Below are 24,513 nucleotides of genomic sequence, written 5' to 3' on the forward strand. Positions count from 1 at the left end.
ATGGCGGAGTGTCAGGCAACATTTATTTTGAATGTTAAGCCCTCATCGTGAGCAGGCTCGCACACAGGTTCTGTGTCAGGCCGAGGCCTTGTTCCAACTCGCCAGCAACGCCGGCAAATCGGTCAGGCTGCGAATCTCCGCATCCGGCAGTCGTTCGGCTTCCCAGACCTTGCCCGCCGGATTGAACCAAATTGCCCGCATTCCCGCCTGCTGCGCACCGGCAATGTCATCGCCTGGATGATCGCCAATGTGCACCGCCGATTCAGCGGTCACGCCACCGCGCTGCAAGGCTTCCTGGAACAATCTCGCGTCGGGTTTGGCGATGCCTATGTCTTCGGCGCACAGCGCAAACTTGAAGTAATCCGCCAGGCCCAACCGACGCACATCGGCGTTGCCATTGGTGACCACGCCGAGGGCGTAATGGTTGGCGAGGATTTCCAGGGTCGGTTCAACCTCTGGAAACACTTCGATCTGATGCCGAGCATGCAGAAACACTTCAAAGCTCTTGTCCGCGAGGTCCGAGGCCTCGTCATGCCCATAACCGGACTCTTCCAGTGCATGGAACAGCACCCGTCGACGCAGGGCGCTGATGCGGTGCTTGAGGCCAGGCTCGTTGCTCAATACGCGCTCGCGAATAGCCCACAGATGCTCCACCGGCACCGCCCCAAGATTGGGCGCGTGCTCGGTCAGCCATTCACGCAAAACGGCTTCGGCGCTGACGATGACGGGGGCGGTGTCCCACAAGGTGTCGTCGAGGTCGAAGGTGATCAACTGAATGCTCATGAATCGTCGCCCTTAATGCGTTTGGCCCGTGGGTGGGTGCTGTCGTAGACCGTGGCCAGGTGCTGGAAGTCCAGGTGGGTGTAGATCTGCGTGGTCTTGATGTCCGAGTGGCCGAGCAGTTCCTGCACTGCGCGCAGGTCCTGGGAGGATTCCAGCAAATGGCTGGCGAAGGAGTGCCGCAACATGTGCGGATGCAGGTTCTGCCCCAGTTCGCGCTCGCCGGCAGCCTTGACCCGCACCTGGATCGCCCGGGGGCCGAGGCGGCGGCCTTGCTGGCTGACAAACACCGCATCGTCCGCCGGGTTGGCCATGGCCCGCAATGGCAGCCACTGCTCCAGCGCTTCGCGGGCCTTCTTGCCTACCGGTAGCAGGCGGGTCTTGCTGCCTTTACCGAGCACCTGGACCATGCCGTCGGCCAGGTCCAATTGATCGAGATTGAGCCCCGTCAGCTCCGATAGCCGCAGCCCGGAGGAATAGAACAGCTCGAGAATCGCCTGGTCCCGTCGAGCGAGAAAATCATCTTCGACCCCGCCTTCAAGCAGTTGCAGGGCGCGGTCGGTATCGAGGGTTTTCGGCAGACGGCGTTCGCCTTTGGGCGGCGCGAGGCCATTGGCAGGATCGTGGTCGCACAGGCCTTCGCGGTTCAGGTAGTGATAGAGCCCGCGAACGGCCGACAGCAATCTCGCCAGGCTGCGGGACGATTGACCCTGGGCATGCAGACGGGCAACCAGACTGCGCAAGCGCTGGATGTCCAGCGCCGTCCAGCTGCCGATGTTCTGTTTGACGCACCAGCCCAGCACTTTATCGAGGTCGCGGCGGTAGGCCGACAGCGTGTGCGGCGACACCTGCCGCTCACTGCGCAGGTGTTCGCAGTAAGCGTCCAGTTGTCGTTCCATGTTCAGCGTACCGAGCGCAGGGAGTTGTTGACCCGTGGCAGCACGCGACCCATGACTTCAGCGATGTAGCTCAGGAACAAGGTGCCCACCGAGCTTTTGTAGTGCTGCGGATCACGGCTGGCGATGGCCAGGATGCCGTGGATGCCCTGGTGGCTGATGGCGACGACGGCGGTGGAGCCGATCTGCTTGCGCTGCTCTTCGCCGAACAGGAAGTCCAGTTCATGCTCGCGCAGGCTGCCGCTGACGCTTTTGTCTTCCGAGAGCAAACCGCCGATGGCCACTTGTGCTTCGGCGTGGGTGACCCAGCGGCCCACCGGCATGGCGTTGTCGCCGAGCAGAATGAGACTGACGAAGGGCACCTGGAATTCCTGGCGCAGGCTGTCTTCGACGCACATCACCACGTCTTCCAGGCTGGCGGCATCCATCAGCGCGAGGATCAGGCGACGGGTCTTTTCGAACAGCCGGTCGTTGTCCCGGGCCACGTCCATCAAATGCGACAGGCGATGACGCAGTTCAATGTTGCGGTCGCGCAGGATGGTCATCTGACGCTCCACCAGCGACACGGTATCGCCGCGTCGATGGGGAATACGCAGGGACGGGAGCAGTTCTTCGTGCTCGACGAAGAAGTCCGGATGAGCCTCCAGGTACGCGGCTACAGCCGCCGCCTCCAGGCTTTCGGCCGGTGATTCGTCAGCTTGTCGTGCGGGTACCTGAGGCTTGTCGGTCATGGATTTCGCTCACTCAAAGACGCACTTGTCCTTCATATACGCGCACTGCCGGGCCGGTCATCATCACCGGTTGGCCAGGGCCTGCCCATTCGATGGACAAGCGCCCGCCAGGCAGGTCGATCAATAGCGGCGAATCCATCCACCCCTGGCTGATCGCGGCCACTGCGGCGGCACAGGCGCCGGTTCCGCAAGCCTGGGTTTCCCCGGCTCCACGCTCCCAGACGCGCAACTGCGCGCGGCTCCGGTCGATGACCTGGAGAAAACCGACATTGACCCGTGCCGGGAAGCGCGGGTGATGTTCGATTTTCGGCCCCAGTTCATGCACCGGCGCGTTGTTGATATCGCTGACCCGCAGCACGGCATGGGGGTTGCCCATGGACACGGCGGCCAGATCGACCGGGGTGCCGTCGACGTCGACCTGATAACTCTTGGCCTGCTCCGGTGCCTGGAACGGAATATCCGCCGGCACCAGGCGCGGGGCGCCCATGTTGACGCTGATCTGGCCGTCGTTACGCACGTCGAGCTCGATGACGCCGCTTTTGGTCTCGACGCGAATCAGCCGTTTTGCGGTCAGGCGCTTGTCGAGCACGAAGCGGGCGAAGCAGCGCGCACCGTTGCCGCACTGTTCCACTTCGGAACCGTCGGAGTTGAAGATCCGATAGCGGAAGTCCACGTCCGGGTTGCTCGGCGCCTCGACGATCAGCAACTGGTCGAAACCGATGCCGGTGTGCCGGTCGCCCCATTGCTTGGCGTGCTTGGGCAGAATGTGCGCGTGCTGGCTGACCAGGTCGAGGACCATGAAATCATTGCCCAGTCCGTGCATCTTGGTAAAACGCAGCAGCATGGTTTTACTCCGGCAGCAGGCTTTCGCCAGCAAACAACTCGGCTACCGTTTCACGGCGACGCACTTCAAATGCCTGATCACCGTCCACCAACACTTCCGCGGTACGGCCGCGGGTGTTGTAGTTGGAGCTCATGACAAACCCGTAGGCACCGGCCGAATGCACGGCCAGCAGGTCGCCTTCTTCCAGCGCCAGCTGACGATCCTTGGCCAGGAAGTCGCCGGTCTCGCAGATCGGGCCGACGATGTCGTAGGCGCGGGCAGCTGAGGTGCGCGGACGCACGGCCGTGACGTCCATCCAGGCCTGATACAGCGCCGGGCGGATCAGGTCGTTCATGGCCGCATCGACGATGGCGAAGTCTTTGTGTTCGGTGTGCTTGAGGTACTCGACCTGGGTCAGCAGTACACCGGCGTTGGCCACGATGAAGCGGCCCGGCTCGAACACCAGCGCCAGGTCGCGACCGTCGAGACGCTCGCGCACGGCTTTGATGTAGTCGGCAGCCAGTGGAGGCTCTTCATCGCGATAACGCACGCCCAGGCCACCACCGAGATCGATGTGACGCAGGTAGATGCCGCAATCGCTCAGGCGGTCGACCAGGCCCAGCAGGCGGTCGAGGGCGTCGATGAATGGCGGCAGGGTGGTCAGTTGTGAGCCGATGTGGCAATCGACGCCGACCACTTCCAGGTTTGGCAGCTGCGCGGCACGCACGTACACGTCTTCGGCATCGGCAATGGCGATGCCGAACTTGTTCTCTTTGAGACCGGTGGAAATGTACGGGTGGGTGCCGGCATCGACGTCCGGGTTCACGCGCAGCGAAATCGGCGCGCGAACGCCCAGTTCGGCGGCGACCACCTGCAGGCGTTCCAGCTCGTCGGTGGATTCGACGTTGAAGCAGTGCACGCCGACTTCCAGGGCGCGACGCATGTCGTCACGGGTCTTGCCGACACCGGAGAACACGATCTTGTCGGCGCTGCCGCCAGCGGCCAGTACACGTTCCAGCTCACCACGGGAGACGATGTCGAAACCGGCGCCCAGACGCGCCAGGACATTCAGTACGCCCAGGTTGGAGTTGGCCTTTACAGCAAAGCACACCAGGTGCGGCATGCCGGCCAGTGCATCGGCGTAAGCCAGGTATTGGGCTTCGATGTGCGCGCGCGAGTAAACGTAGGTCGGTGTACCAAAGCGCTCGGCGATGGCAGACAGGGCAACACCTTCCGCGAACAGTTCACCGTCACGGTAGTTAAAAGCGTCCATGAGGTTCCCTTATTATTGGTAGACGTCGTGCTTGTGTGCTTTGGAAGCAGGCTGCTGCTGCGACGACTTGGCTTGCTCGACAGGGTCCTGGTCTTCATCGGGCAGGTACAGCGGGCCTTTTTGACCGCAGGCCGACACAAGACAGGCAACCGCGAGGAGCGCAGCAAGGGAAGAGATCAGGCGCTTCATGGCGAAATCCTTGAAAATGCATTAATTGCGCCGGAGTATACCGGCCACCCGGCAGCTTGCCTATGCAACGGACCGCCCGTCCGGCGGGGCTTGGCCGCAAGCACATCGAACCCTGTGGGAGCGGGCTTGCCCGCGATGAGGCCATAACAGACGCATTGATGTTGAATGTGAGGCCGCCATCGCGAGCAAGCTCGCTCCCACAGGTAGGCAACTGGGCGTTATCCTTTGCAATCGACGGGGCTCGGTCGTATCTTGCGGCGCTTGAGCCTGATCAGACACTTTTTGAGGTTGCCGTAATGAGTTTGTCCGAAGCGCGTTTCCATGACCTTGTCGATGCCACCCAGCAAACCCTGGAGGACATCTTTGACGAGAGCGACCTGGATATCGACCTCGAGAGCTCGGCCGGTGTGCTGACCGTCAAGTTCGAGAACGGCAGCCAGTTGATCTTCAGTCGCCAGGAGCCGCTGCGTCAGCTTTGGCTGGCGGCGGTTTCCGGTGGTTTTCACTTCGACTACGACGAAGAAAGCGAGCGCTGGATGTGCGACAAGAGCGAAGAACAGCTGGGTGAAATGCTTGAGCGTATCGTCCAGCAGCAGGCCGGTGTCGAGCTCGATTTCGAAGGCCTGTGAGATCGTGACCCAGCCTGCGCCTGTCCGTGCGCCCAAGCCGCTCTACAGCAACGTCAGCCCGGCGGTGCCATCGCCCTGCAGCGGTGTGTGCCGGCTGGATGAGCAGAAAGTCTGCCTGGGCTGCTTTCGTCACGTCGAAGATATTCGTGAGTGGCGTTCGGCAGATGATCAGCGTCGGCGGGTGATTTGCGCCGAGGCTGCCCACCGCAAATCCTTGGCATAAGGGCTTTTGTGGCGAGGGAGCTTGCTCCCGCTCGGTTGCGGAGCAGCCGCATGCTTTTTTAGGGGCGCTTCGCACCCCAGCGGGAGCAAGCTCCCTCGCCACAGAGGTAAAGCGACCTCAAATGGCGTGACTTGTATATTTTTTGAGCTGTGATAGTGTCCGGAAACGCCTCAACCCATCGAGGCTTATGAAAACCCCGCCTTTTTCTGGCGGGGTTTTGCTTTTTTCGTGCAGAAGAAAGGAGTCTGCCCAGATCATGACCGCACCTTCCATCACCCTTACCCGTCTGGACGTCCAGCGTCTGGAGCGTCTGATCGACAGCCTGGACGACACGCTGCCGGGCGTTATTGCGCTGCAAACCGAACTGGATCGCGCCGATACCCTGGTCGGCCACGATGAAGTGCCGGCGGATGTCGTGACCATGAATTCCCGTGTGCATTGCCGCGAAGAAGGCAGTGGCAAGGACTATCACCTGACCCTGGTGTACCCCAAGGATGCGAACGCCGACGAAGGCAAGGTCTCGATCCTGGCGCCGGTGGGCAGCGCTCTGCTCGGCCTGAAGGTTGGCCAGCACATCGATTGGCCGGCTCCGGGCGGCAAGATCCTGAAGCTGACGCTACTGGAAGTCGAGTCGCAGCCGGCCAATGGCGGCGCGTTCCCGGAGTGACACCCCTCAGACCTGATCAAGCGCCTCGTTCAATGCGTGCTCCAGGTCGGCTTTGTAGCGAAGGTACAGATGGGTGGAACTCTGCCCTTCGCCCAGCAGGCCCGACAGGTCGAGGTCGGTGATGTAGCAGCGGTAGCGTTCGGTTTCCCGGCGCTGCCCGACGATTTCCCGGGCGACCACGCGGAACAACTGGTCGCCATGTTCCAGCTCGGAAAACTCCCGTTGATTGCAATACAAGGTCACCTGCACCTGACCCGGTGCGGCTTTGCCGACGATCGCCTGCACGTCGTAGAACGGCTTGTTCACCGGCGTCTGCGGTGCCGGCCGGGCTTCGATGCGGCGCGCCCGGCCAGGGCCTGACGGCAACAACTGGCAATACAGGGTGTCGAGGTTCATGGGGTGGGCCGCCTCCATTGGCAGCAGGGCATCGCGGCGGTACTGGATCGATTGCAGGAAACGCTGCAGCGGCACCAGCAAGCTTTGCTCGTCATGCCAGGGCAGGCGTTGCTGCCACAGGGCATTGAACTCATCGAGCACGTACAGATCAGCCTGATCTTCGATAACCCGGTAGAACACTTGAATGCAGTCCGGCTGGCCCGTTGGCAGGAACAGCGAGAGGTCGTGCTCTTCCAATGCCTTTGGGTCCAGGTGAAGCGGGCTGTAGCTCGCCATTTCTTCACCCAGGTAATTGATCAGCGCCGGCAGAGTGGCCAGCGCGATGTGCTGGACCCGGCCCGGCACCAACTCCAGCACGTGGTAGTCCTGCTGGACCTGGATAAGGTAGCGATGATTGAGCCGGCTCAGCAGCAGGTTCTGCGCGGTATCGAGGATTTCCTCCACCCGTTGGGCAATGAATTGCGCGCGGTTATGGCAGAAGCAACGCACCCTCAGCTTCGGCTGTTGTGGCCCGGCCGGCAGGTTGTTGAGGTAGTCGCGGATGCAGTCGAGCAGGGCGTGGGGGCCGTCGTAGCGACCGACCAGCACTTCGTTCCAGCTATTGAGCGTGACCTGGTCCAGGGTCAGCACCAGATTTTCCCGGACACCGGCGTAGCTCAGGGAGTCGGTGCGTTCGGTGGTCATGAGGATGTTCAGGTCGCGATGGTGCTTGAGCGGATCGATGCCGACATTCACCAGGATCAGCACTTCACTCGGCACGCTGGCGCGCAACAGAGGTTCCTCGGCGACGGTGGGCAAGGGCAGGGCGATGGTCTGTTGCAGGCTGCCGAGCAGGTTGAACAGTTCGAATTCGCTCAAGTCGCTGGTGCCGGGGTGCAAGGCCAGGCGGGTACTGCTGTCGATCACGCCATTGCGGTGGCACCAGGTCAGCAGCTCGAGCAAGTGACGGCTGCGTTTGATCGGCGCGAAATGGTCCCACTCCAATGCCGTAAGACTGCCGTTGTACAAGCCCCACTGGCTTTGCCCAGGTTCCTTCTTGTTCGGGGCGTGCACCAGCGTCAGGGTGTCTTCAGCCAGGTCCGGGGCGATGCCGGGGTTGATGAATTCGACTTTGCCGGCCTTGCGCTCGAAAGCGGCGTACAGGCGACGGCCGAGGACACTCAGGTCGCGCTTGTTGATGCGGCTGACCGTTTGTTCGTGACGGGCAAACTGGGTGAGAAAGCGGTAGCTGTAGTTCAGCTCGTTGACCAGTGCCCGCCGCTCGGAGCTGACTTGGCGGACTTTCCACTGGCTGCGGCTGTCGAGCAGGCTCAGCTGGCGCTGGTCCCAGTGCCATTCATGGGCCAGGCGTTCGAGCAAAGAGCGCTGCCAGCTCTGGGTGCGGCTGTTGCCAGTGAGTTTGCGATTGACCTTCAGGTACAGCGCGCGACGCACCAGTTCCAGGCGTTCCGGTTCGTTGCGGGCAATCAGGTATTCCTCGATGCGCCGGTACACCACGACGTACGGATCCAGTTCGTCGAGGTCGAGCCGGTTGGCGAACACCGCTTGCTTGAAGCGCAGGCTCAGGCAATGGACCCTGGGGTGCTCACTGGCGTAAACCTCCGTCAGCAGCAACTTGAGTACCGATTTGTAGGGCGACTCGATGCCCTTGAACAACTGCCAGAGCCCGGCACCGATAAATTCGCCGGGCGGGATGTAGGCCAGGTTACCGAGGTCGAGGGTTTCATCGGCACGGATGAAGCGTTTGGAGATCAAGGTATGGGTGTAGCGGTCGTAGCTCGACTCCTCGTAGACCGGCACCAGCCACCAGATCGGTGTGCGCCCGGCGAGCCAGATTGCGGTGCGGTAAAACTCGTCCAGCAACAGGTAGTGCTGGGTGGTGCCGCAATCTTCCGAACTCAGCTGGGTATCGCGCTCGCCGCGGACGAAACGGCTCGGGTCGATCAGGAAAAAATGCGCTTCGGCGCCCTGGCTGGCGGCCCAGGCTTCCAGCAACTGGCATTTCTTGCGCAGCTCGGCGAGTTCGTTTTCAGTCAGGTCCGGTCCATGACAGACCCACACATCCATGTCGCTCTGGTCAGCCTGCGCCAGGGTGCCGAGGCTGCCCATCAGGAACAGTCCGTGAATCGGCCTTGGCGGGTTGCTGCCGTGGCGCGGCTTGTAGGAAAACGAGCGGGTCAGGCGCTGGGCTTCAGCGAGGACATTGGCATCCGGTTCGAAATTCGACAGTCCGGCCGGCGTACTGCCGGAAACGTAGCCGGGCAACAGCGGATGGTTAACGTGGAAAAACAGCGGCAGCAAGGTCAGGACCCCTTGCTGGCGCGTCGACAACCCTTCCATGGCGCGAGCCATGCGTCCTTCGTTGAGTTTCAGAAAGCGTGCGCGCAGCTGGCTGAGAACCTTGCGGTCGATTCCCTCGTCCAGATCAGGGCGGATTTCATGGGTGCGCGTCATGTCAGCTCAAACCGGCTCGCAGGGCTCGGACGTGGGGCTCTTCGGATGAGTGGCAGTTTAGCGCCTTGAGGCGAGGACTTTTAAGCTGATTTTATTTTTCTGGCGTCAGATTTCTAACGGCTGGAGACAGAAATCAGGGGAATGTGCCCGCGGAAATCCCTGGATCGGGGTCTCCGTGGGCGATACGGCAGAATTCAGGCTGTTACTTCGGCGTTAAGAATGGTCAGCACGGATTGCACATTTTGCGCGGCGTCACGACCCAGACTGGTCAGGTAACCGCCATCAGGCTGGTTGGTCAGTTCTTTTTCAAAGAGGCGTTTGGCGGCGGCAATGTGTTTCGGGGCAGCGGTCTGATGAATTTTCAAACCTTCCTGGGAACTGTCCAGGTTGAAGAGTGCGAGGACTTCCAGTTCGGCAACCAACTCAGGGGTAAGCGACATAAGGACTCCAGACTTTCTAGGAATTGGACGACAGCGCCCCTAAGGTGAACCCGCTTGTCCGGCATGTCCAGTGCTCGCGACAGGGTTTTTTTCCTCGGGTGGCCTTCCCCCGGTGGATGGTGGGGCAGCGGGGTGGTTCCAGTGTAGTCAGATGCCGGGAGACGGCAGGCGGGATTGGCAACAAAATGTGTGGGAGCAGCATTTTGTGGCGAGAGAGCTTGCTCCCTCGCCACAGGAATCGGTGTCGGTGCTTACTGCTTTTCCGGCGGCAGCTCGGGCAATGCGCGCAGGGCAGCTTCGTACCATTCGGTGTTGAACGCGCGGTCTTCTTCGAGGATCGCGTCGATTTCTACCGCCAAAACGTGAGCCATCAGGTTAAGAATTTCTTCGCGCTCATAACCCACCAGCGTCAGCTTGTTGAACGTCGCTTTGGCAGCCGGCGGGTTGTCGCTTTCGATCTGGTTTTCGATGGCCTGGATCAGGGTGCTTTCGGCGAACTCTTCTTCGTCGTTGTCGATATCGGTTGGCTCGCTCATGGCAGGCTCCTCAGGGAAAGGCGGCCAGTTTACCCGCATTCAGTCGCGTGATGCTGCTGGCAAGAATCCCGGCAGCGTTCTATAAAAAGGCACTGCCCACCCCGCATGGCCTGGAGGCTTTGTGATGATCAAGCTTTATGGATTCTCCGTCAGTAACTACTACAACATGGTCAAACTGGCGCTGCTGGAAAAAGGCCTGCCCTTCGAAGAAGTACCGTTTTACGCGGGCACCAGCCCCGAGGCGCTAGCCATCAGCCCTCGCGGAAAGGTCCCGGTGCTGCAGGTAGAGCAGGGCTTCATCAATGAAACCAGCGTGATCCTCGAATACATCGAGCAGAGCCAGAAAGGCCCGCCGCTGCTGCCGAGCGATCCGTTCGAGCGCGCGCAGGTGCTGGCACTGGCCAGGGAAATCGAGCTGTACATCGAATTGCCAGGCCGGGCCTGCTATCCCGAAGCCTTTTTCGGCATGACCCTGCCGGATGCGATCAAGGAAAAAACCAAAGCCGAATTGTTGCTGGGGATGGCGGCGCTGGGCCGGCACACCAAATTCAGCCCTTACGTGGCTGGCGACAGCTTGAGCGTGGCGGATCTGTATTTCCTGTTCAGCGTGCCGCTGGCGTGTGGGGTCGCCAAGAAGTTGTTTGGCATCGATCTGTTGGCCGAGATGCCGAAGGCCAAGGCGCTGCTGGAGTATTTGGGGGGGAATCCGAATGTGCAGCGTGTGGCGGCGGACCGGGAGGCCGCGATGCCGGCGTTCATGGCGATGATTGCTGCCAAGAAGTAATTCTGTTGCGCTCTGAAGATCGCATTCGCGAGCAAGCTCGCTCCCACGAGGTATGCGTCAGACACCGGTTTTGTGTGTGACGATCAATGTGGGAGCGGGCTTGCTCGCTAAGTTTTTGGCGATTTAGCGGCTGGCGAGCAACGCCTGGCCGCGAGCCACGGCAGCCTTCACCTGCGCCGGCGCGGTGCCGCCGATGTGGTTACGGGCATTGACCGAGCCTTCCAGGGTCAGCACGGCGAACACGTCCTGGTCGATCTGATCGCTGAACTTGCGCAGTTCTTCCAGGCTCATTTCCGCCAGGTCCTTGCTGCTGTCCACGCCGTACTTCACGGCATGGCCGACGATTTCGTGGCAATCACGGAATGGCAGGCCGCGACGCACCAGGTAGTCCGCCAGGTCGGTGGCGGTGGAGAAACCGCGCAGGGCCGCTTCGCGCATCATCGCGTGCTTGGGCTTGATCGCCGGCACCATGTCGGCAAATGCGCGCAGCGAGTCGCGCAGGGTGTCGGCGGCGTCGAACAGCGGTTCCTTGTCTTCCTGGTTGTCCTTGTTGTAGGCCAGGGGCTGGCCTTTCATCAGGGTCAGCAGGCCCATCAGCGCGCCGAACACGCGACCGGTCTTGCCACGCACGAGCTCTGGCACGTCCGGGTTTTTCTTTTGCGGCATGATCGAGCTGCCGGTGCAGAAACGGTCGGGCAGATCGATGAACTGGAACTGCGCGCTGGTCCACAGCACCAGCTCTTCGGAGAAGCGCGAGAGGTGCATCATCGCGATGCTGGCCGCCGAGCAGAATTCGATGGCGAAGTCACGATCGGAGACGTTGTCCAGCGAATTGCCGCCAACCGCGTCGAAACCCAGGAGTTGGGCGGTGTATTCGCGATCGATCGGGTAGGTGGTGCCGGCCAGCGCCGCGCTGCCCAGTGGCATGCGGTTGGTGCGCTTGCGGCAGTCGACCAGGCGTTCGTAGTCGCGGCTGAGCATTTCGAACCAGGCCAGCATGTGGTGCCCGAACGTCACCGGCTGTGCGGTCTGCAGGTGGGTGAACCCCGGCATGATGCTGGCGGCTTCGCGCTCGGCCTGCTCCAGCAGACCTTTTTGCAGGCGGGTGATTTCGGCCAGGATCAGGTCGATCTCGTCACGCAGCCACAGTCGGATGTCGGTGGCGACCTGATCGTTACGGCTGCGGCCGGTGTGCAGTTTTTTACCGGTCACGCCGATGCGGTCGGTCAGCCGTGCCTCGATGTTCATATGGACGTCTTCGAGGTCGATGCGCCAGTCGAACTGACCGGCCTCGATTTCGCCCTGGATGGTGTTCAGGCCATCGATGATGCTGTCGCGCTCGGCATCGGTCAGCACGCCGACCTTGGCCAGCATGGTAGCGTGGGCGATCGAGCCCATGATGTCGTGGCGATACAGGCGCTGGTCGAAGGTGACGGAGGCGGTGAAGCGGGCGACGAAGGCGTCGACGGGTTCACTGAAGCGGCCGCCCCAGGACTGATTGGTCTTGTCAGTGCTCATGAATTCGCTCGTATCGGCTTGAAGTAAGAAGGCGTGGAACGCTGGCGCGGATAATAACAGGGTTGCCAATCCTGTCGCTGACACTGGTCGATACGTTTTTTTGGGGGGAGAGAGCCCGGGCCCGGGCAAGACTCGCGCATTTTTGCGGAACGATATTTTCCAATTGAGCTATATCGTCCCGGCAACCGTCTACAGTTGGACAGTAGGATCAGCGCACTTCTCGGTGCAGCCGCTGACTATAAGAAGAGTGGGGTGTTCATATTGCGTATCAGCAAACCCTGTGGCGATGCGTCGCCAACGCGGGCCTGGGCCGCCAATCGCCCGGCAGATGAAAATTTAGCCGCCGGACCAACGGCACTTTTTGGCGCTCGCGCTAGTCTTAGCGTGGATCGCGGTGACGGATGTCACTTCACCTGTCTACGCTATCCTTGTGCGAGACTCACGCAGGAATCCAGCGCAATATGAATGTCCTGATCGTTGATGACGAACCCTTGGCCCGCGAGCGCCTGAGCCGAATGGTTGGCGAACTCGAGGGATACAGTGTCCTGGAGCCTAGTGCCACGAATGGCGAAGAGGCGTTGGCACTGATCGACAGCCACAAACCGGATATCGTGCTGCTCGATATCCGCATGCCCGGCCTGGATGGCCTGCAAGTGGCTGCTCGGTTGTGTGAACGCGAAACTCCGCCCGCCGTGGTGTTCTGCGCCGGGCCCGATGAATTTGCCGTGGAAGCCTTACAGGCCAGCGCCGTAGGCTATCTGGTGAAACCTGTGAGAACTGAACAATTACATGACGCATTAAAGAGAGCCGAGCGCCCCAATCGTGCCCAGCTCGCCGCCCTGACCCGCCCTGCTGCCGAAAGCGGCAACGGCCCGCGCAGCCATATCAGCGCCCGAACCCGTAAAGGGATCGAGCTGATTCCGCTGGATCAGGTGGTGTATTTCATTGCCGACCACAAATACGTGACCTTGCGCCACGAAAGCGGCGAAGTGCTGCTCGATGAGCCGCTCAAGGCCCTCGAAGACGAGTTCGGTGACCGTTTCGTGCGTATCCATCGCAATGCGCTGGTCGCCCGCGAGCGTATCGAGCGATTGCAACGCACACCCCTGGGGCATTTTCAGCTGTTCCTCAAAGGCCTCAATGGTGATGCGCTGATCGTCAGCCGGCGTCATGTGGCTGGGGTACGCAAAATGATGCAACAGCTTTAAACGGCTGTTCGCAGGCCAGTTTTACACCCGATTGCCGGACATCCGGGGCCAGGGAGGCCGAGTAGTATCTGATACAAGTCAAAGTGGATTTGGCTGAGCTGTTATTATCCGCCGTATCTATTCAGTACGGATTGATCCATGTCCTCTCGCCAGATCCGCATCGCCACCCGCAAAAGCGCTCTCGCCCTTTGGCAGGCCGAATACGTCAAAGCCCGTCTTGAAGCGGCTCATCCCGGCCTGCTGGTGACCCTCGTCCCTATGGTCAGTCGTGGTGACAAGCTGCTTGACTCGCCGCTGTCGAAAATCGGCGGCAAGGGCCTGTTCGTCAAGGAACTCGAAACCGCGCTGCTGGACAATGAAGCCGACATTGCCGTGCACTCCATGAAGGACGTGCCGATGGACTTCCCCGAAGGCCTCGGTCTGTTCTGCATCTGCGAGCGGGAAGACCCGCGCGATGCCTTCGTTTCCAACACTTACACCAGCCTGGATGAGTTGCCCCAGGGCAGCATCGTCGGCACCTCCAGCCTGCGCCGCCAGGCTCAATTGCTGACCCGTCGCCCGGACCTGCAAATCCGCTTCCTGCGCGGCAACGTCAACACTCGCCTGGCCAAGCTCGATGCCGGCGAATACGACGCCATCATCCTCGCCGCTGCCGGCCTGATCCGCCTGGGATTCGAAGATCGCATCACCTCGGCCATCAGCGTCGACGACAGCCTTCCGGCCGGTGGCCAGGGTGCGGTGGGTATCGAATGCCGCAGCGCCGACAGTGAAATCCATTCGCTGCTGACACCCTTGCATCACCAGGACACCGCCACCCGCGTGACCGCCGAACGGGCCCTCAACAAGCACCTCAATGGCGGCTGCCAGGTGCCGATTGCGTGCTACGCCGTGCTGGAAGGCGAGCAGGTCTGGTTGCGCGGATTGGTGGGCGATCCGGCTGGTGGCCTGCTGCTCAGCGCACAAGCCCGCGCCCCTCGCGACGATGCCGAGGCGCTGGGTGTGCGAGTCGCCGAAGACCTGCTCAGCCAGGGTGCCGATGCCATCCTCAAAGCGGTCTATGGCGAGGCTGGTCACGAGTGATCGGCTGGCGCTTGCTGCTGACGCGTCCCGCCGAAGAAGCGGAGGCGCTGAGCAGCCTTTTGGCCGAGCAGGGGATATTCAGTAACAGTCTGCCGCTTTTGGACATCATGCCCATTGCGGCCACTGACACAATGCGCCAGGCGATTCAGGCCCTGGATCAGTTCTGCGCCGTCATCGTGGTCAGCAAGCCGGCCGCCCGGATCGGCGTCGAACTGCTCGAGCGATATTGGCCAACACCGCCTGGTGTGAAGTGGTTCAGCGTCGGCGCGGCGACTGCGCAGATCCTCGAGGATCACGGGCTGGACGTGAGCTTCCCGGCAGAAGGCGATGACAGTGAAGCCTTGCTCGAACTTTCCCGATTGCGCGAGGCTATTGCACGACCCGATGCGCGCGTGCTGATCCTGCGCGGGGAGGGCGGGCGCGAGTTGCTGGCTGAGCGTTTGCGTGAGCTTGGTGCTAGTGTCGAGTATCTGGAGTTGTACCGCCGGGGATTGCCGATTTACCCGCCAACACTGCTGCCGCAACGGATCCAGGCGGAACGCCTGAACGGGCTGGTGGTCAGCAGTGGACAAGGTTTTGAGCACCTGCATCAACTGGCCGGCGATGCCTGGCCGCAGTTGGCGCGGTTGCCGTTGTTCGTACCGAGCCCCAGGGTTGCCGAAATGGCGCGTGCCGCCGGGGCCAAAACAGTTGTGGATTGTCGTGGCGCCAATGCCGCGGCCTTGCTGACGGCGTTACGGGAGCATCCCGTACCCGTTTTCTGATGCAAAGGATGGATACGTGAGCGAAACAGCCTTGCCTAAAGATGACTCGCGACCGGTGCTTGATGCACCTGTTGATGCTCCTGTTGATGAAATGCTGCCGCCGCCACCTGCTGCCGAGCAGCGTCGAGGCAATGGTCTGGCAATCATCGCGCTGCTGTTGGGTGCGGCCGGTGTAGCGGTGGGCGGTTGGGGTGTCTGGCAGGTGCGTCACCTGCAGGCCAATAATCAGCAGCAACTGAGCCAGGTGCAGGCGCTGAATGACCAGGCACAAAGCCTCAAGCTCAATGAGGAACGCCTGAGCGCACGCCTGGCACAATTGCCTCCCGCCGATGAACTGGAAGCGCGCAGCCGTCTGGTTGTTCAGCTGCAAGGTGATCAGCAGCGGTTGAACCAACGGCTGGAAACCGTTCTCGGTGCCAGTCGCAAGGACTGGCGTCTGGCCGAGGCCGAGCACCTGCTGCGTCTGGCCAGCTTGCGACTATCCGCCTTGCAGGACATCAGCAGTGCCCAGGCACTGGTCCAGGGTGCCGACGAGATATTGCGTGAGCAAAACGACCCGGGCTCTTTTGCTGCTCGCGAGCAGGTGGCCAAGACCCTGATCGCCTTGCGCAGCACCGAACAGCCGGATCGCACCGGGCTGTTCCTGCGTCTGGGCGCGCTGCGCGATCAAGTAGCCAGCCTCACCGAGCTGGCACCGGAGTACAAGGACCGTGGCGATTCGTTGCTGGGCCTGACCTCCGATGGCGACGGTGCCAGTCGCTGGGCGCAATGGTGGGATCAGATTTCGCGCTACATCCGTATCGATTTCAATGCCGACAAAAACGTTCGCCCATTGCTGGCCGGCCAGAGTCTGAGTCAGGTCCGCCTGGCCCTGAGCCTGGCGCTGGAGCAGGCGCAGTGGGCCGCACTCAATGGCCAGGCGGCGGTTTACTCCCAGGTGCTGGACGAAGCGCGGGACATCCTCAAGGGCAACTTCAACCCGGACAACGCGCAAAGCAAAGTCATGCTTGAGCAGGTCGCCGAGTTGAGCGGGCAACCTGTCACCGTCGTCACGCCGGATATGACCGGCACCCTGAGCGCGGTGCAGGGGTATCTGGAGCGGCGCAACGTCAACGCCGAGGAATCGGTCAAGCCACTGACCAGGCCTGCCGCGAACGCCGCGCCGGAGGCCACGCCATGAGACGCCTCTATGTGATCGTGTTCCTCGTGATCGCCGCTGCCGCTGCGCTGGGGCTGGCGATTGCCGAACACTCCGGCTATGTGCTGATTGCCTACAAGACCTTCCGTTATGAGTCGAGCCTGTGGGCTACCTTGGCGCTGGTGGCTGTGCTCTGGCTGGTGATCTGGGGCATCAAGTCACTGGTCGAACTGGTGATGGCTTCCAGTGGCGTGGTCAATCCATGGTCACGACGTAACCGCAGCCGTCGGGTACAGGTGGCGATCGAACACGGTCAGCTGGACTTGGCCGAGGGTCGCTGGGCCAGCGCGCAACGGCACTTGCATCGGGCTGCCGAAGCCGAGCGCCAGCCGCTGCTTTACTACCTCGGCGCTGCCCGTGCCGCGAACGAACTCGGCAATTACGAAGAAAGCGACAACTTGCTGGAGCGCGCCCTGGAGCGTCAGCCTCAGGCCGAGTTGGCGATCGCCTTGAGTCACGCCCAGTTGCAGACAGATCGCGGTGATACCGACGGTGCCCTCGCCACCCTGCAAGCCATGCGTGAACGCCATCCTCATAACGCTCAGACCCTGCGTCAGTTGCAGCGCCTGCTTCAGCAGCGTGGTGACTGGTCGGCAGTGATTCGCCTGCTGCCGGAGCTGCGCAAGGACAAAATCCTGCCGGCGACTGAGCTCGCCGAACTGGAGCGTCGGGCCTGGGGGGCGAACCTGTCCCTGGCGGCGCAACGGGAAGAAGACGGAACGGTAGGGAAGCAATCGCTGGAACGTGCCTGGCAACAACTGACTTCGGCACAGCGTCAGGAGCCGCAACTGGTGCTCGCGTATGCCGAACAACTGCGGCAATTGGGGGCTCAGGTCGAGGCCGAAGAAGTGCTGCGCACTGCGCTCAAGCGCAGCTACGACAGTCATCTGGCACGACTCTACGGACTGGTTCGCGGCAATGATCCGGCCCGCCAGCTGCAGGCCGCCGAAGGCTGGCTCAAGGACCATCCGGCTGATCCGGGCCTGCTGCTGACACTGGGTCGTCTATGCCTGCAAAACAGTTTGTGGGGCAAGGCCCGGGACTATCTGGAAAGCAGCCTGCGTATACAGCGCAATCCGGAAGCCTGTGCCGAGCTGGCACGCTTGCTGGCGCAAATGGGCGATGCCGAGCGCAGCAACCAGCTGTTTCAGGAAGGCCTGGGGTTGTTGGATGAACGCTTGCTCGCGGCCCCTCTGCCAGTGCCAGTCCGCGCTTGAACCATTCGCTGGCGCCGGGCTCCGGCGCCTGAGCGATGACCTGCGGCGAGGGAGCTATCGCCCTCGCCGTAGTGCAATGACGGGTTGAAATTCAGCCGCAAAATTTCGTCGCAGGCAAAGTCCTACAGAGGACTACATTTTATCCTCTCGCCTGCGTCGGGATTTCCCTACTCCTGCGCTGAAGTCTCTGTGGGCACTTGCCTTGAAAGGCTGTCGCGCTTTCCTCTACCGTAATGGTCTGTCACTACTTTTACGGAAAAGCCATGTCTTTGGCCTGCTCACGCTCCTTGTTTTTCATGGCTTTCATTGCAGGTGCCCTGGCGATGGGCGTTTCCTACTACCTGGAATATGCAGTCGGCCTGCGACCTTGTGGCTTGTGTCTTGTGCAACGGGTTTGCCTGGCGCTCCTTACCGGCATCTGCCTGATGGCTTCGGTCCATGGCCCCGGTCGCATCGGTAACGTTCTGTATTGGCTGCTCAGTCTTTGTTGCAGCCTGGCCGGCACTGTCACGGCGTGGCGACAGGTCCTGCTGCAAAGCCTTCCGACGGAGCAGGTAGCGGCATGCTCAACGCATCTTGCGGACCTGCTGGCCAATTCGCCGTGGCTATCGGTCGTACAGCAGATGTTCAAGGGCGCTGCCGATTGCGTGGAAATTTCCTGGACGCTGTTCGATCTGAGTCTCACCGAGTGGAGCTTGCTGTTCTTCGTCGCGATGATGATTCTGGCCGTTTACCAGTCGCTGCGACTGGTCTGGACCAGCTATCAGCGACCGCTCAGCGGCGAGTCGTCGCACCGGGCCTTTGCAGGCGATTAAACACTTGTATGAACTTTATCGCCTGCGTACCTTGAAGCCAGTGTCGTGCGGGCATAATCTGGCCCGCACGTGTCATTGGAATTATGTTGCTCGATGACGCTCTGCCTGACCGCCCACCGACGTTACAAGAGGCGAGCGGGCATAGAGCAGCTGACCCACAAGGGAAGAGAGATCACCATGCTCGAAAGTTGTCAGAATGCTCAGGAACGCTGGGGCGGAGTGCACCTGCTGATCGATCGCTGGTTGCAGGAACGACACGAACTGATCGGGGCCTATGACGCTCTCGGCGCAAAGCCTGAGGTGCTGGGTGAGAACCGCAAGCCCTTGCAGGAATTCTGCGGCGTGCTGGTCGATTATGTATCGGCCGGACACTTCGAGATCTACGAGCAGCTGACGGGGGAGGCCAAGGCTTTCAACGACCAGCGTGGCCTGGAGCTCGCCGAGACGATCTACCCGCGTATCGACGTCATCACCGAAAAGCTGCTCGCCTTCAATGATCTGTGTGACGCAGGAAAGTGTGTCGCCGAAGAGTTCAAGACACTCGGCGGACTGTTGCATGAGCGCTTTGAACTGGAAGACTGTCTGATCGAAGTGCTGCACACCGCCCACAAGGAAACTGATTCGGTTCAGGCCTGAAGCTCTTTCTGCAAGATCCCGAAACGGCGTGCCAAGGCACGCCGTTTTTCGTTTGCGTCGTCAGCTGGTGGCGCCGCGCAATTCGACTTCGAACACCAGTGGAGTGAACGGAGCAATCACGTCACCGGCACCGTCTGCGCCATAGGCTTGAGCCGATGGAATCACCAGTCGCCATTTCGCCCCGACCGGCATGTTTTGCAACGCGCTGCGCCATCCGGCGATCACGCTGTCGAGACTGAACCATTGTGGCTGACTGTTCTGATCGAACACCGTTCCGTCGGGCAAGCGACCGATGTACAGCACCTGCACTTTGCCGTTCGGTCCGGCCTTGGCGCCAGTGCCTGGCGTCAACTCGGTCAGCAACACGCCATCAGCCAGTTCGCGCACACCCGGCCTGGCTTTTTCCGTGGCGAGAAAACGCTGTTCTTTTTCCAGTGCCATTTCGCTTTGCGGCTCGGCTGACTGCATGGCGATCCGGGCTTCATGCTCGTTCAGTATCTGCTGGATCTGCTCGTCCTTCAGCGCCAGTGGTTTGCCCTGATAGGCCTGCTGCAATCCTTCGACCAGTGCCTGGAGCTGCAGATCGGGAGCCTCCTGGCGCAGGCGTTCGCCAAGGCTTGCACCCAGGCTGTAAGCGAGATCGTGGGCTTCATTTTCCTGCGTTTTTTCGGCGGCCTGGGCCACCGAAAAAAACACGCACAGCGATAAAAAAAGGTAGCGCGACATGAGCTCTCTCCGACCTGAATTGCGGGCGATTATGCCAGCGAGAATGTGCGCAACGGTGAACTGCTTTTGCGTCGAGGCAGAAGTTTTTCAATCCTTTGCAACGTAGCGCTTTCGATAGTGTCAACATGCCCTAGCGGCGGTTGCAGCAGAGGTCTAGTATGAGCCGCACTCACTTCAGCCAGGAGGTAAACCATGTCGGCCACCAAGAAGCCAGTAAACACTCCGTTGCACTTGCTCCAACAACTCTCGAGCAGCCTGCTCGAGCATCTGGAAACCGCTTGTTCCGAAGCCTTGGCTGATGCTGAAAAGTTGCTCGCCAAACTGGAAAAGCAGCGCGGAAAAGCGCAAGAAAAACTGCACAAGTCCCGCACCAAATTGCAGGACGCTGCGGCGGCCGGAAAAGCCAAGGCGCAAGCCAAGGCCAAGGGCGCAGTGGCCGATCTTGAGGAGCTGCTCGATGCCCTCAAGGATCGTCAATCGGAAACCCGCGGCTATATCCTGCAACTCAAGCGCGATGCTCAGGAAAGCCTGAAACTGGCCCAGGGCGTCGGTCGTGTACAAGAGGCTGTCGGCAAGGTGTTGTCCTTGCGTGCGGCCAAACCTGCTGCGGCACCTGCGAAGAAAGCCGCTGCCAAACCGGCTGCTGCAAAAGCACCGGCCAAGCCTGCTGCTGCCGCCAAACCAGCCGCTGCCAAACCAGTCGCTAAAACTGCCGCAGCCAAACCTGCTGCCAAACCGGCTGCGAGAAAACCGGCTGCTGCCAGCGCTGCAAAACCTGCGGCTAAAACCACGGCTGCCAAACCAGCCGCCGCACGACCTGCCGCTGCAAGAGCCGCTGCTGCCAAACCAGCCGTGGCTAAAACCGCCGCCGCGAAACCGGCTGCAAAACCAGCTGCAAAACCGGCCGCTAAACCAGTTGCCCGCACCGCTGCCGCGAAACCTGCTGCCAAGCCGGCTGCAAAACCCGTCGCTGCAAAACCGGCAACCAAACCTGCAGCTAAAGCAGCAGCCAAGCCAGCGGCAAAACCTGCTGTAAAAGCGGCTGCCAAACCTGCTGCCAAACCTGCTGCTAAACCAGCCGCAAAACCAGCTGCAGCGAAACCAGCCGTTGCCGCCAAACCAGCCGCTACCAAGCCAGTTGCCGCCAAACCGGCTGCTGCGAAACCCGCTGCAAAACCAGCAGCCAAACCTGCAGTGAAAAAGCCGGTTGCCGCCAAGCCAGCCACCGCTCCGGTTGCCAAGCCAGTCGCTCCGGCTGCGCCCGCAGCACCTGCTCCGGCAGCAACTACTACCTCGACAGCCGCGCCAGCGCCAACGCCTGCCGCAACTTCGAGTGTTGTAACCACCCCAGCCAGCGCTTCCTAAGTGCCGGTTACCGCGACGCGCAGCTGATGCAGCGCGTCGCGGTGCAGGTGGGCGGCCTCAGCCGCCGCACCTTCCAGCCAGGCCGATAGATCGGTCTCGGCATTTTGCGGCCAACTCTGCGCCGCTCTCTCCAGCCGCAACAACAGATGCCGTTCGGCTTCCAGCTCCAGTGCCTTCACTTGTTCACGCAGGGTATGCAATTCAGCGTCTTCCTTGGCCGCGGCTTTCCACTGTATGCGCAAGGCGCGTAACGGCCGCACGACATCGGTGTCCCAGGCGAAAGCCACGCTGCGCAATTGCTGCAAGCGCTGCTCATCGCAGGCCACACCTCGATGTCCCAACCACGCACCACACAGCAACAGGCACACATTGACCCCCGCCGATTGCAATTGCAGGCAGGCCTGCTCAACGCCCGGGCGGGCGTAAGTGGTTAGGGAAAAGCTCCACAGGTCAGAGGACATAGTGCTACTCGCGCCAGTTGCGAGCGAAGCTGGTAGACTCCGCCGCCATTATGATTCGACTTCAGAGCCTGACTTTACAGCGTGGCCCGCAACGTCTGCTAGAAGACGCCGAGCTGACGCTGCACGCCGGCCAGAAAGCCGGCCTCATCGGTGCCAACGGCGCCGGCAAATCGAGCCTGTTCGCCTTGCTTCGGGGTGAGCTGCACCCGGACTCGGGTGATTGCTTCCTGCCGGCCGACTGGCGTATCGCCCACATGCGCCAGGAGGTCGACACCCTCGAGCGCCTGGCGGTCGACTACGTGCTCGATGGCGACCTGCGCCTGCGCCAGGTGCAACGCGACCTGGCGGTAGCCGAAGCGGCCCATGACGGTGCCGCTCAGGCCCGCCTGCACTCGGAACTCGACAGCGCCGACGGTTACACCGCCGACGCCCGGGCGCGCAAGTTGCTGGCCGGACTTGGGTTCACCAACGAGCAGATGGATCGCCAGGTCGGGGATTTCTCCGGTGGCTGGCGGATGCGCCTGAACCTGGCGCAGGCCCTGATGTGCCCATCGGACCTGCTGCTGCTCGACGAACCGACCAACCACCTCGATCTCGACGCCATCATCTGGCTCGAAGAGTGGCTCAAGAGTTATCCCGGCACCTTGATGCTGATTTCCCACGACCGGGATTTCCTCGATGCCGTGGTCGACCACATAGCCCACGTCGATCAGCGCAAGATCACCCTGTACCGCGGTGGCTACAGCGCCTTCGAGCGCGCCCGTGCCGAACGCCTGGCCCAGCAACAGCAGGCGTACGAGAAGCAGCAGGTGCAACGTGCGCACATGGAAAGCTACATCGCCCGCTTCAAGGCCCAGGCCACCAAGGCCCGTCAGGCCCAGAGCCGGATCAAGGCCCTGGAGCGGATGGAAGAGTTGACCGCTGCCCACGTCGACTCGCCGTTTGATTTCGTTTTCCGTGAATCACAGAAAATTTCCAGTCCGCTGATCGACCTGTCCGATGCCCGCTTGGGTTACGGCGACAAAGCCGTGCTGGAGAAGGTCAAGCTGCAACTGACCCCGGGTGCGCGAATCGGTCTGCTCGGCCCGAACGGCGCCGGTAAATCGACCCTGATCAAGAACCTTGCCGGTGAGCTGTCGCCATTGGCCGGCCGCTTGACCCGTGGCGAGAACACCGTGGTCGGTTACTTCGCCCAGCATCAACTCGATTCTCTGGACTCCAAGGCCAGCCCGTTGCTGCACGTGCAGCGCCTGGCGCCGACCGAGCGCGAACAGACCCTGCGCGACTTCCTCGGTGGTTTCGACTTCCGTGGCGCGCGAATCGACGAGCCGGTACTGAATTTCTCCGGTGGCGAGAAAGCGCGCCTGGCGTTGGCTTTGATCGCCTGGGACCGACCGAACCTGTTGCTGCTCGACGAACCGACCAACCACCTGGACCTGGAAATGCGCCTGGCGCTGACCATGGCCCTACAGGAATTCAGTGGTGCGGTACTGGTGGTCTCTCACGATCGCCACTTGCTCAAAAGCACCACCGACAACTTCTATCTGGTGGCGGACGGCAAAGTCGAAGAGTTCGACGGCGACCTGGAGGACTACACCCGCTGGCTGGTGGAGTATCGCCAGCGCAACGCCCCGGTCAGCAACACGCCGGTCAACCCGGACAAGACCGACAAGAAAGCCCAGCGTCAGGCTGCTGCTGCGTTGCGCCAGCAACTGGCACCGCACAAGCGCGAAGCTGACAAGCTTGAAGCCGAGCTCGGCAAGCTCCACGAAAAATTGGCGAAGGTCGATACCAGCCTCGGCGACAGCGATATCTACGAGCCGGCGCGCAAGAGCGAATTGCGTGATCTGCTAGCCGAACAGGCCAAGCTGAAGGTGCGTGAGGCGGAGCTGGAGGAAGCGTGGATGGAAGCCCTGGAATTGCTGGAAGGCATGCAGGCGGAGCTGGAGGCACTGTCCTGATGGACGCCTTCAAGCTGCCGTTGCCGGCGGTGTGGGTCGAGCCGATCTGGCTTGGCGTGCAAATCCTGCTGATCCTGCTCGCCGGCTACTTCACCCAGCGATTCGTCGCCAAAGGCCTGACCCGCCTCGGTGAGCGTTACCCGTTTCCGCCGCAGTTGCTGATGCCGCTACGGGGCGGATTGCGCTGGCTGATCATGGGCAGCGCGCTGATTTTCGTCCTGGAGCGACTCGGTGTATCGGCCACGGTGCTCTGGACCGCGTTGTCCGGTTTCGTCGCAGTCGCGGCGGTGGCGTTTTTCGCCATGTGGAGCGTGCTCTCGAACCTGCTGTGCGCGATCCTGATCTTTACCGTCGGCCCGTTCCGCATCGGTGACGTGGTTGAGTTGGTGGACACCACCGACAAGCCTGGTGTCAAAGGTCGAGTGGTAGCGATCAATCTTCTTTACACCACGCTGATCGAGGCCGAAGAACTCGGCACTGGCAGCGCCATGGTGCAGGTACCCAACAGTTTGTTCTTCCAGCGTTCGGTACGGCGCTGGCGCGGGACGGATGTGTTTCCTTCCAGTGGGTTTGAAAAGTAAGCCTTCAGCTGACTGATACACCGCCATCGCGAGCAAGCTCGCTCCCACAGTGTCTTGTGTAGCACCCGGATATTGCGTCCGCAGCAGATCCCTGTGGGAGCGAGCTTGCTCGCGATGGGGGTCTCAAGTCGGCCGTCGCCATGTCCTACAAAAAATCGGTAG

General features: G+C 61.4%; 26 protein-coding genes and 1 pseudogene. 15 read left to right on the forward strand and 12 right to left on the reverse strand.

Annotated features, from left to right (window positions below):
* Positions 1 to 75: 75 nt before the first annotated feature.
* The 6 genes from KGB07_RS08795 to lptM are packed head-to-tail and all read right to left on the reverse strand — an operon-like array spanning position 76 to position 4,692.
* The gene (locus KGB07_RS08795) at positions 76 to 783 is read right to left on the reverse strand and encodes an HAD family hydrolase (protein WP_046038999.1); all 708 of its coding nucleotides are present in this window, start codon (positions 781 to 783) and stop codon (positions 76 to 78) included.
* Positions 780 to 1,679 (reverse strand): tyrosine recombinase XerC, encoded by a 900-nt coding sequence (xerC, locus tag KGB07_RS08800; RefSeq protein ID WP_046039000.1) that lies wholly within the window; start codon positions 1,677 to 1,679, stop codon positions 780 to 782. The genes KGB07_RS08795 and xerC overlap by 4 nt, the downstream gene beginning before the upstream one ends.
* A 2-nt stretch (positions 1,680 to 1,681) precedes the next feature.
* Complete coding sequence (locus KGB07_RS08805; RefSeq protein ID WP_046039002.1) at positions 1,682 to 2,407, reverse strand: DUF484 family protein; 726 nt, start codon at positions 2,405 to 2,407, stop codon at positions 1,682 to 1,684.
* A 13-nt stretch (positions 2,408 to 2,420) separates the two neighbouring features.
* Positions 2,421 to 3,251, reverse strand: coding sequence for a diaminopimelate epimerase (gene dapF, locus KGB07_RS08810; RefSeq protein WP_046039004.1), 831 nt, complete (start codon positions 3,249 to 3,251; stop codon positions 2,421 to 2,423).
* Positions 3,252 to 3,255: 4 nt separating this feature from the next.
* Complete coding sequence (gene lysA, locus KGB07_RS08815; RefSeq protein WP_223465221.1) at positions 3,256 to 4,503, reverse strand: diaminopimelate decarboxylase; 1,248 nt, start codon at positions 4,501 to 4,503, stop codon at positions 3,256 to 3,258.
* Between the two features lie 12 nt (positions 4,504 to 4,515).
* On the reverse strand, positions 4,516 to 4,692 hold the full coding sequence (gene lptM / locus KGB07_RS08820; protein WP_007980804.1) for an LPS translocon maturation chaperone LptM: 177 nt from the start codon (positions 4,690 to 4,692) through the stop codon (positions 4,516 to 4,518).
* A gap of 296 nt (positions 4,693 to 4,988) precedes the next feature.
* On the opposite strand from lptM, the gene cyaY reads away from it, so the two are divergent.
* The 3 genes from cyaY to rnk all read left to right on the forward strand — a co-directional run bounded on the left by cyaY (position 4,989) and on the right by rnk (position 6,211).
* A complete protein-coding gene (cyaY, locus tag KGB07_RS08825) occupies positions 4,989 to 5,321 on the forward strand; it encodes an iron donor protein CyaY (protein WP_008050853.1) in 333 nt (110 codons plus the stop codon).
* Between the two features lie 4 nt (positions 5,322 to 5,325).
* Positions 5,326 to 5,544 (forward strand): DUF1289 domain-containing protein, encoded by a 219-nt coding sequence (locus KGB07_RS08830; protein ID WP_080925278.1) that lies wholly within the window; start codon positions 5,326 to 5,328, stop codon positions 5,542 to 5,544.
* A 256-nt stretch (positions 5,545 to 5,800) separates the two neighbouring features.
* Positions 5,801 to 6,211 carry a nucleoside diphosphate kinase regulator gene (gene rnk / locus KGB07_RS08835; RefSeq protein WP_046039007.1) on the forward strand — a complete coding sequence of 137 codons (411 nt, stop codon included), beginning with the start codon at positions 5,801 to 5,803 and terminating at the stop codon, positions 6,209 to 6,211.
* 6 nt (positions 6,212 to 6,217) lie between these two features.
* On the opposite strand, the gene KGB07_RS08840 is transcribed toward rnk, so the two are convergent.
* The 3 genes from KGB07_RS08840 to KGB07_RS08850 all read right to left on the reverse strand — a co-directional run bounded on the left by KGB07_RS08840 (position 6,218) and on the right by KGB07_RS08850 (position 10,037).
* A complete protein-coding gene (locus KGB07_RS08840; RefSeq protein ID WP_046039008.1) occupies positions 6,218 to 9,061 on the reverse strand; it encodes a class I adenylate cyclase in 2,844 nt (947 codons plus the stop codon).
* Between the two features lie 194 nt (positions 9,062 to 9,255).
* The gene (locus tag KGB07_RS08845) at positions 9,256 to 9,501 is read right to left on the reverse strand and encodes a TIGR02647 family protein (protein ID WP_046039009.1); all 246 of its coding nucleotides are present in this window, start codon (positions 9,499 to 9,501) and stop codon (positions 9,256 to 9,258) included.
* Positions 9,502 to 9,752: 251 nt separating this feature from the next.
* On the reverse strand, positions 9,753 to 10,037 hold the full coding sequence (locus KGB07_RS08850; protein WP_046039010.1) for a hypothetical protein: 285 nt from the start codon (positions 10,035 to 10,037) through the stop codon (positions 9,753 to 9,755).
* A gap of 124 nt (positions 10,038 to 10,161) precedes the next feature.
* Here KGB07_RS08850 and KGB07_RS08855 point away from each other — a divergent pair, with 124 nt between their 5' ends.
* Positions 10,162 to 10,821, forward strand: coding sequence for a glutathione S-transferase family protein (locus KGB07_RS08855; protein WP_223465222.1), 660 nt, complete (start codon positions 10,162 to 10,164; stop codon positions 10,819 to 10,821).
* A gap of 123 nt (positions 10,822 to 10,944) precedes the next feature.
* Here the strand turns inward: KGB07_RS08855 and argH are convergent, their stop codons facing one another.
* Entirely contained in the window at positions 10,945 to 12,339 is a 1,395-nt protein-coding gene (gene argH, locus KGB07_RS08860) for an argininosuccinate lyase (RefSeq protein WP_223465224.1), read from the reverse strand.
* A 348-nt stretch (positions 12,340 to 12,687) separates the two neighbouring features.
* Here argH and KGB07_RS29665 point away from each other — a divergent pair.
* The 8 genes and pseudogenes from KGB07_RS29665 to KGB07_RS08895 all read left to right on the forward strand — a co-directional run.
* Positions 12,688 to 12,804: pseudogene (locus KGB07_RS29665) on the forward strand (sensor histidine kinase); the annotation flags it as partial.
* A complete protein-coding gene (locus KGB07_RS08865) occupies positions 12,801 to 13,547 on the forward strand; it encodes a LytR/AlgR family response regulator transcription factor (protein WP_008048635.1) in 747 nt (248 codons plus the stop codon). The pseudogene KGB07_RS29665 and the gene KGB07_RS08865, both read left to right, overlap by 4 nt.
* A gap of 138 nt (positions 13,548 to 13,685) precedes the next feature.
* The gene (gene hemC / locus KGB07_RS08870) at positions 13,686 to 14,627 is read left to right on the forward strand and encodes a hydroxymethylbilane synthase (protein WP_046039013.1); all 942 of its coding nucleotides are present in this window, start codon (positions 13,686 to 13,688) and stop codon (positions 14,625 to 14,627) included.
* Positions 14,624 to 15,391: a uroporphyrinogen-III synthase gene (locus tag KGB07_RS08875; protein ID WP_046039014.1), complete on the forward strand. Its 768-nt coding sequence runs from the start codon at positions 14,624 to 14,626 to the stop codon at positions 15,389 to 15,391. Before hemC ends, KGB07_RS08875 begins: the two co-directional genes overlap by 4 nt.
* A 16-nt stretch (positions 15,392 to 15,407) precedes the next feature.
* Complete coding sequence (locus tag KGB07_RS08880) at positions 15,408 to 16,571, forward strand: uroporphyrinogen-III C-methyltransferase (RefSeq protein WP_223465226.1); 1,164 nt, start codon at positions 15,408 to 15,410, stop codon at positions 16,569 to 16,571.
* Complete coding sequence (locus tag KGB07_RS08885) at positions 16,568 to 17,806, forward strand: heme biosynthesis protein HemY (RefSeq protein WP_046039016.1); 1,239 nt, start codon at positions 16,568 to 16,570, stop codon at positions 17,804 to 17,806. Before KGB07_RS08880 ends, KGB07_RS08885 begins: the two co-directional genes overlap by 4 nt.
* Positions 17,807 to 18,069: 263 nt before the next feature.
* Positions 18,070 to 18,621 (forward strand): disulfide bond formation protein B, encoded by a 552-nt coding sequence (locus tag KGB07_RS08890; protein WP_046039017.1) that lies wholly within the window; start codon positions 18,070 to 18,072, stop codon positions 18,619 to 18,621.
* A gap of 177 nt (positions 18,622 to 18,798) precedes the next feature.
* Positions 18,799 to 19,257, forward strand: a complete 459-nt coding sequence (locus KGB07_RS08895; protein WP_046039019.1) for an Rsd/AlgQ family anti-sigma factor — start codon at positions 18,799 to 18,801, stop codon at positions 19,255 to 19,257.
* 60 nt (positions 19,258 to 19,317) lie between these two features.
* Here the strand turns inward: KGB07_RS08895 and KGB07_RS08900 are convergent, their stop codons facing one another.
* Complete coding sequence (locus tag KGB07_RS08900; protein WP_046039020.1) at positions 19,318 to 19,983, reverse strand: FKBP-type peptidyl-prolyl cis-trans isomerase; 666 nt, start codon at positions 19,981 to 19,983, stop codon at positions 19,318 to 19,320.
* 192 nt (positions 19,984 to 20,175) lie between these two features.
* On the opposite strand from KGB07_RS08900, the gene KGB07_RS08905 reads away from it, so the two are divergent.
* Positions 20,176 to 21,348, forward strand: a complete 1,173-nt coding sequence (locus KGB07_RS08905; RefSeq protein ID WP_223465228.1) for an AlgP family protein — start codon at positions 20,176 to 20,178, stop codon at positions 21,346 to 21,348.
* Here the strand turns inward: KGB07_RS08905 and KGB07_RS08910 are convergent.
* Entirely contained in the window at positions 21,345 to 21,809 is a 465-nt protein-coding gene (locus KGB07_RS08910) for a TIGR02444 family protein (RefSeq protein WP_223465229.1), read from the reverse strand. The genes KGB07_RS08905 and KGB07_RS08910 overlap by 4 nt on opposite strands.
* Before the next feature lie 50 nt (positions 21,810 to 21,859).
* Between KGB07_RS08910 and KGB07_RS08915 the strand changes: the two genes are divergently transcribed.
* Together KGB07_RS08915 and KGB07_RS08920 are read left to right on the forward strand one after the other, a co-directional pair.
* Positions 21,860 to 23,770, forward strand: a complete 1,911-nt coding sequence (locus KGB07_RS08915) for an ATP-binding cassette domain-containing protein (RefSeq protein ID WP_223465230.1) — start codon at positions 21,860 to 21,862, stop codon at positions 23,768 to 23,770.
* A complete protein-coding gene (locus KGB07_RS08920; protein WP_046039025.1) occupies positions 23,770 to 24,351 on the forward strand; it encodes a mechanosensitive ion channel family protein in 582 nt (193 codons plus the stop codon). The genes KGB07_RS08915 and KGB07_RS08920 overlap by 1 nt, the downstream gene beginning before the upstream one ends.
* The last annotated feature ends 162 nt before the right edge of the window (positions 24,352 to 24,513 follow it).

Origin of the sequence: Pseudomonas sp. GL-RE-26, from assembly GCF_019956275.1 — a bacterium.
Taxonomy (GTDB): Bacteria; Pseudomonadota; Gammaproteobacteria; order Pseudomonadales; family Pseudomonadaceae; genus Aquipseudomonas; species Aquipseudomonas grandcourensis.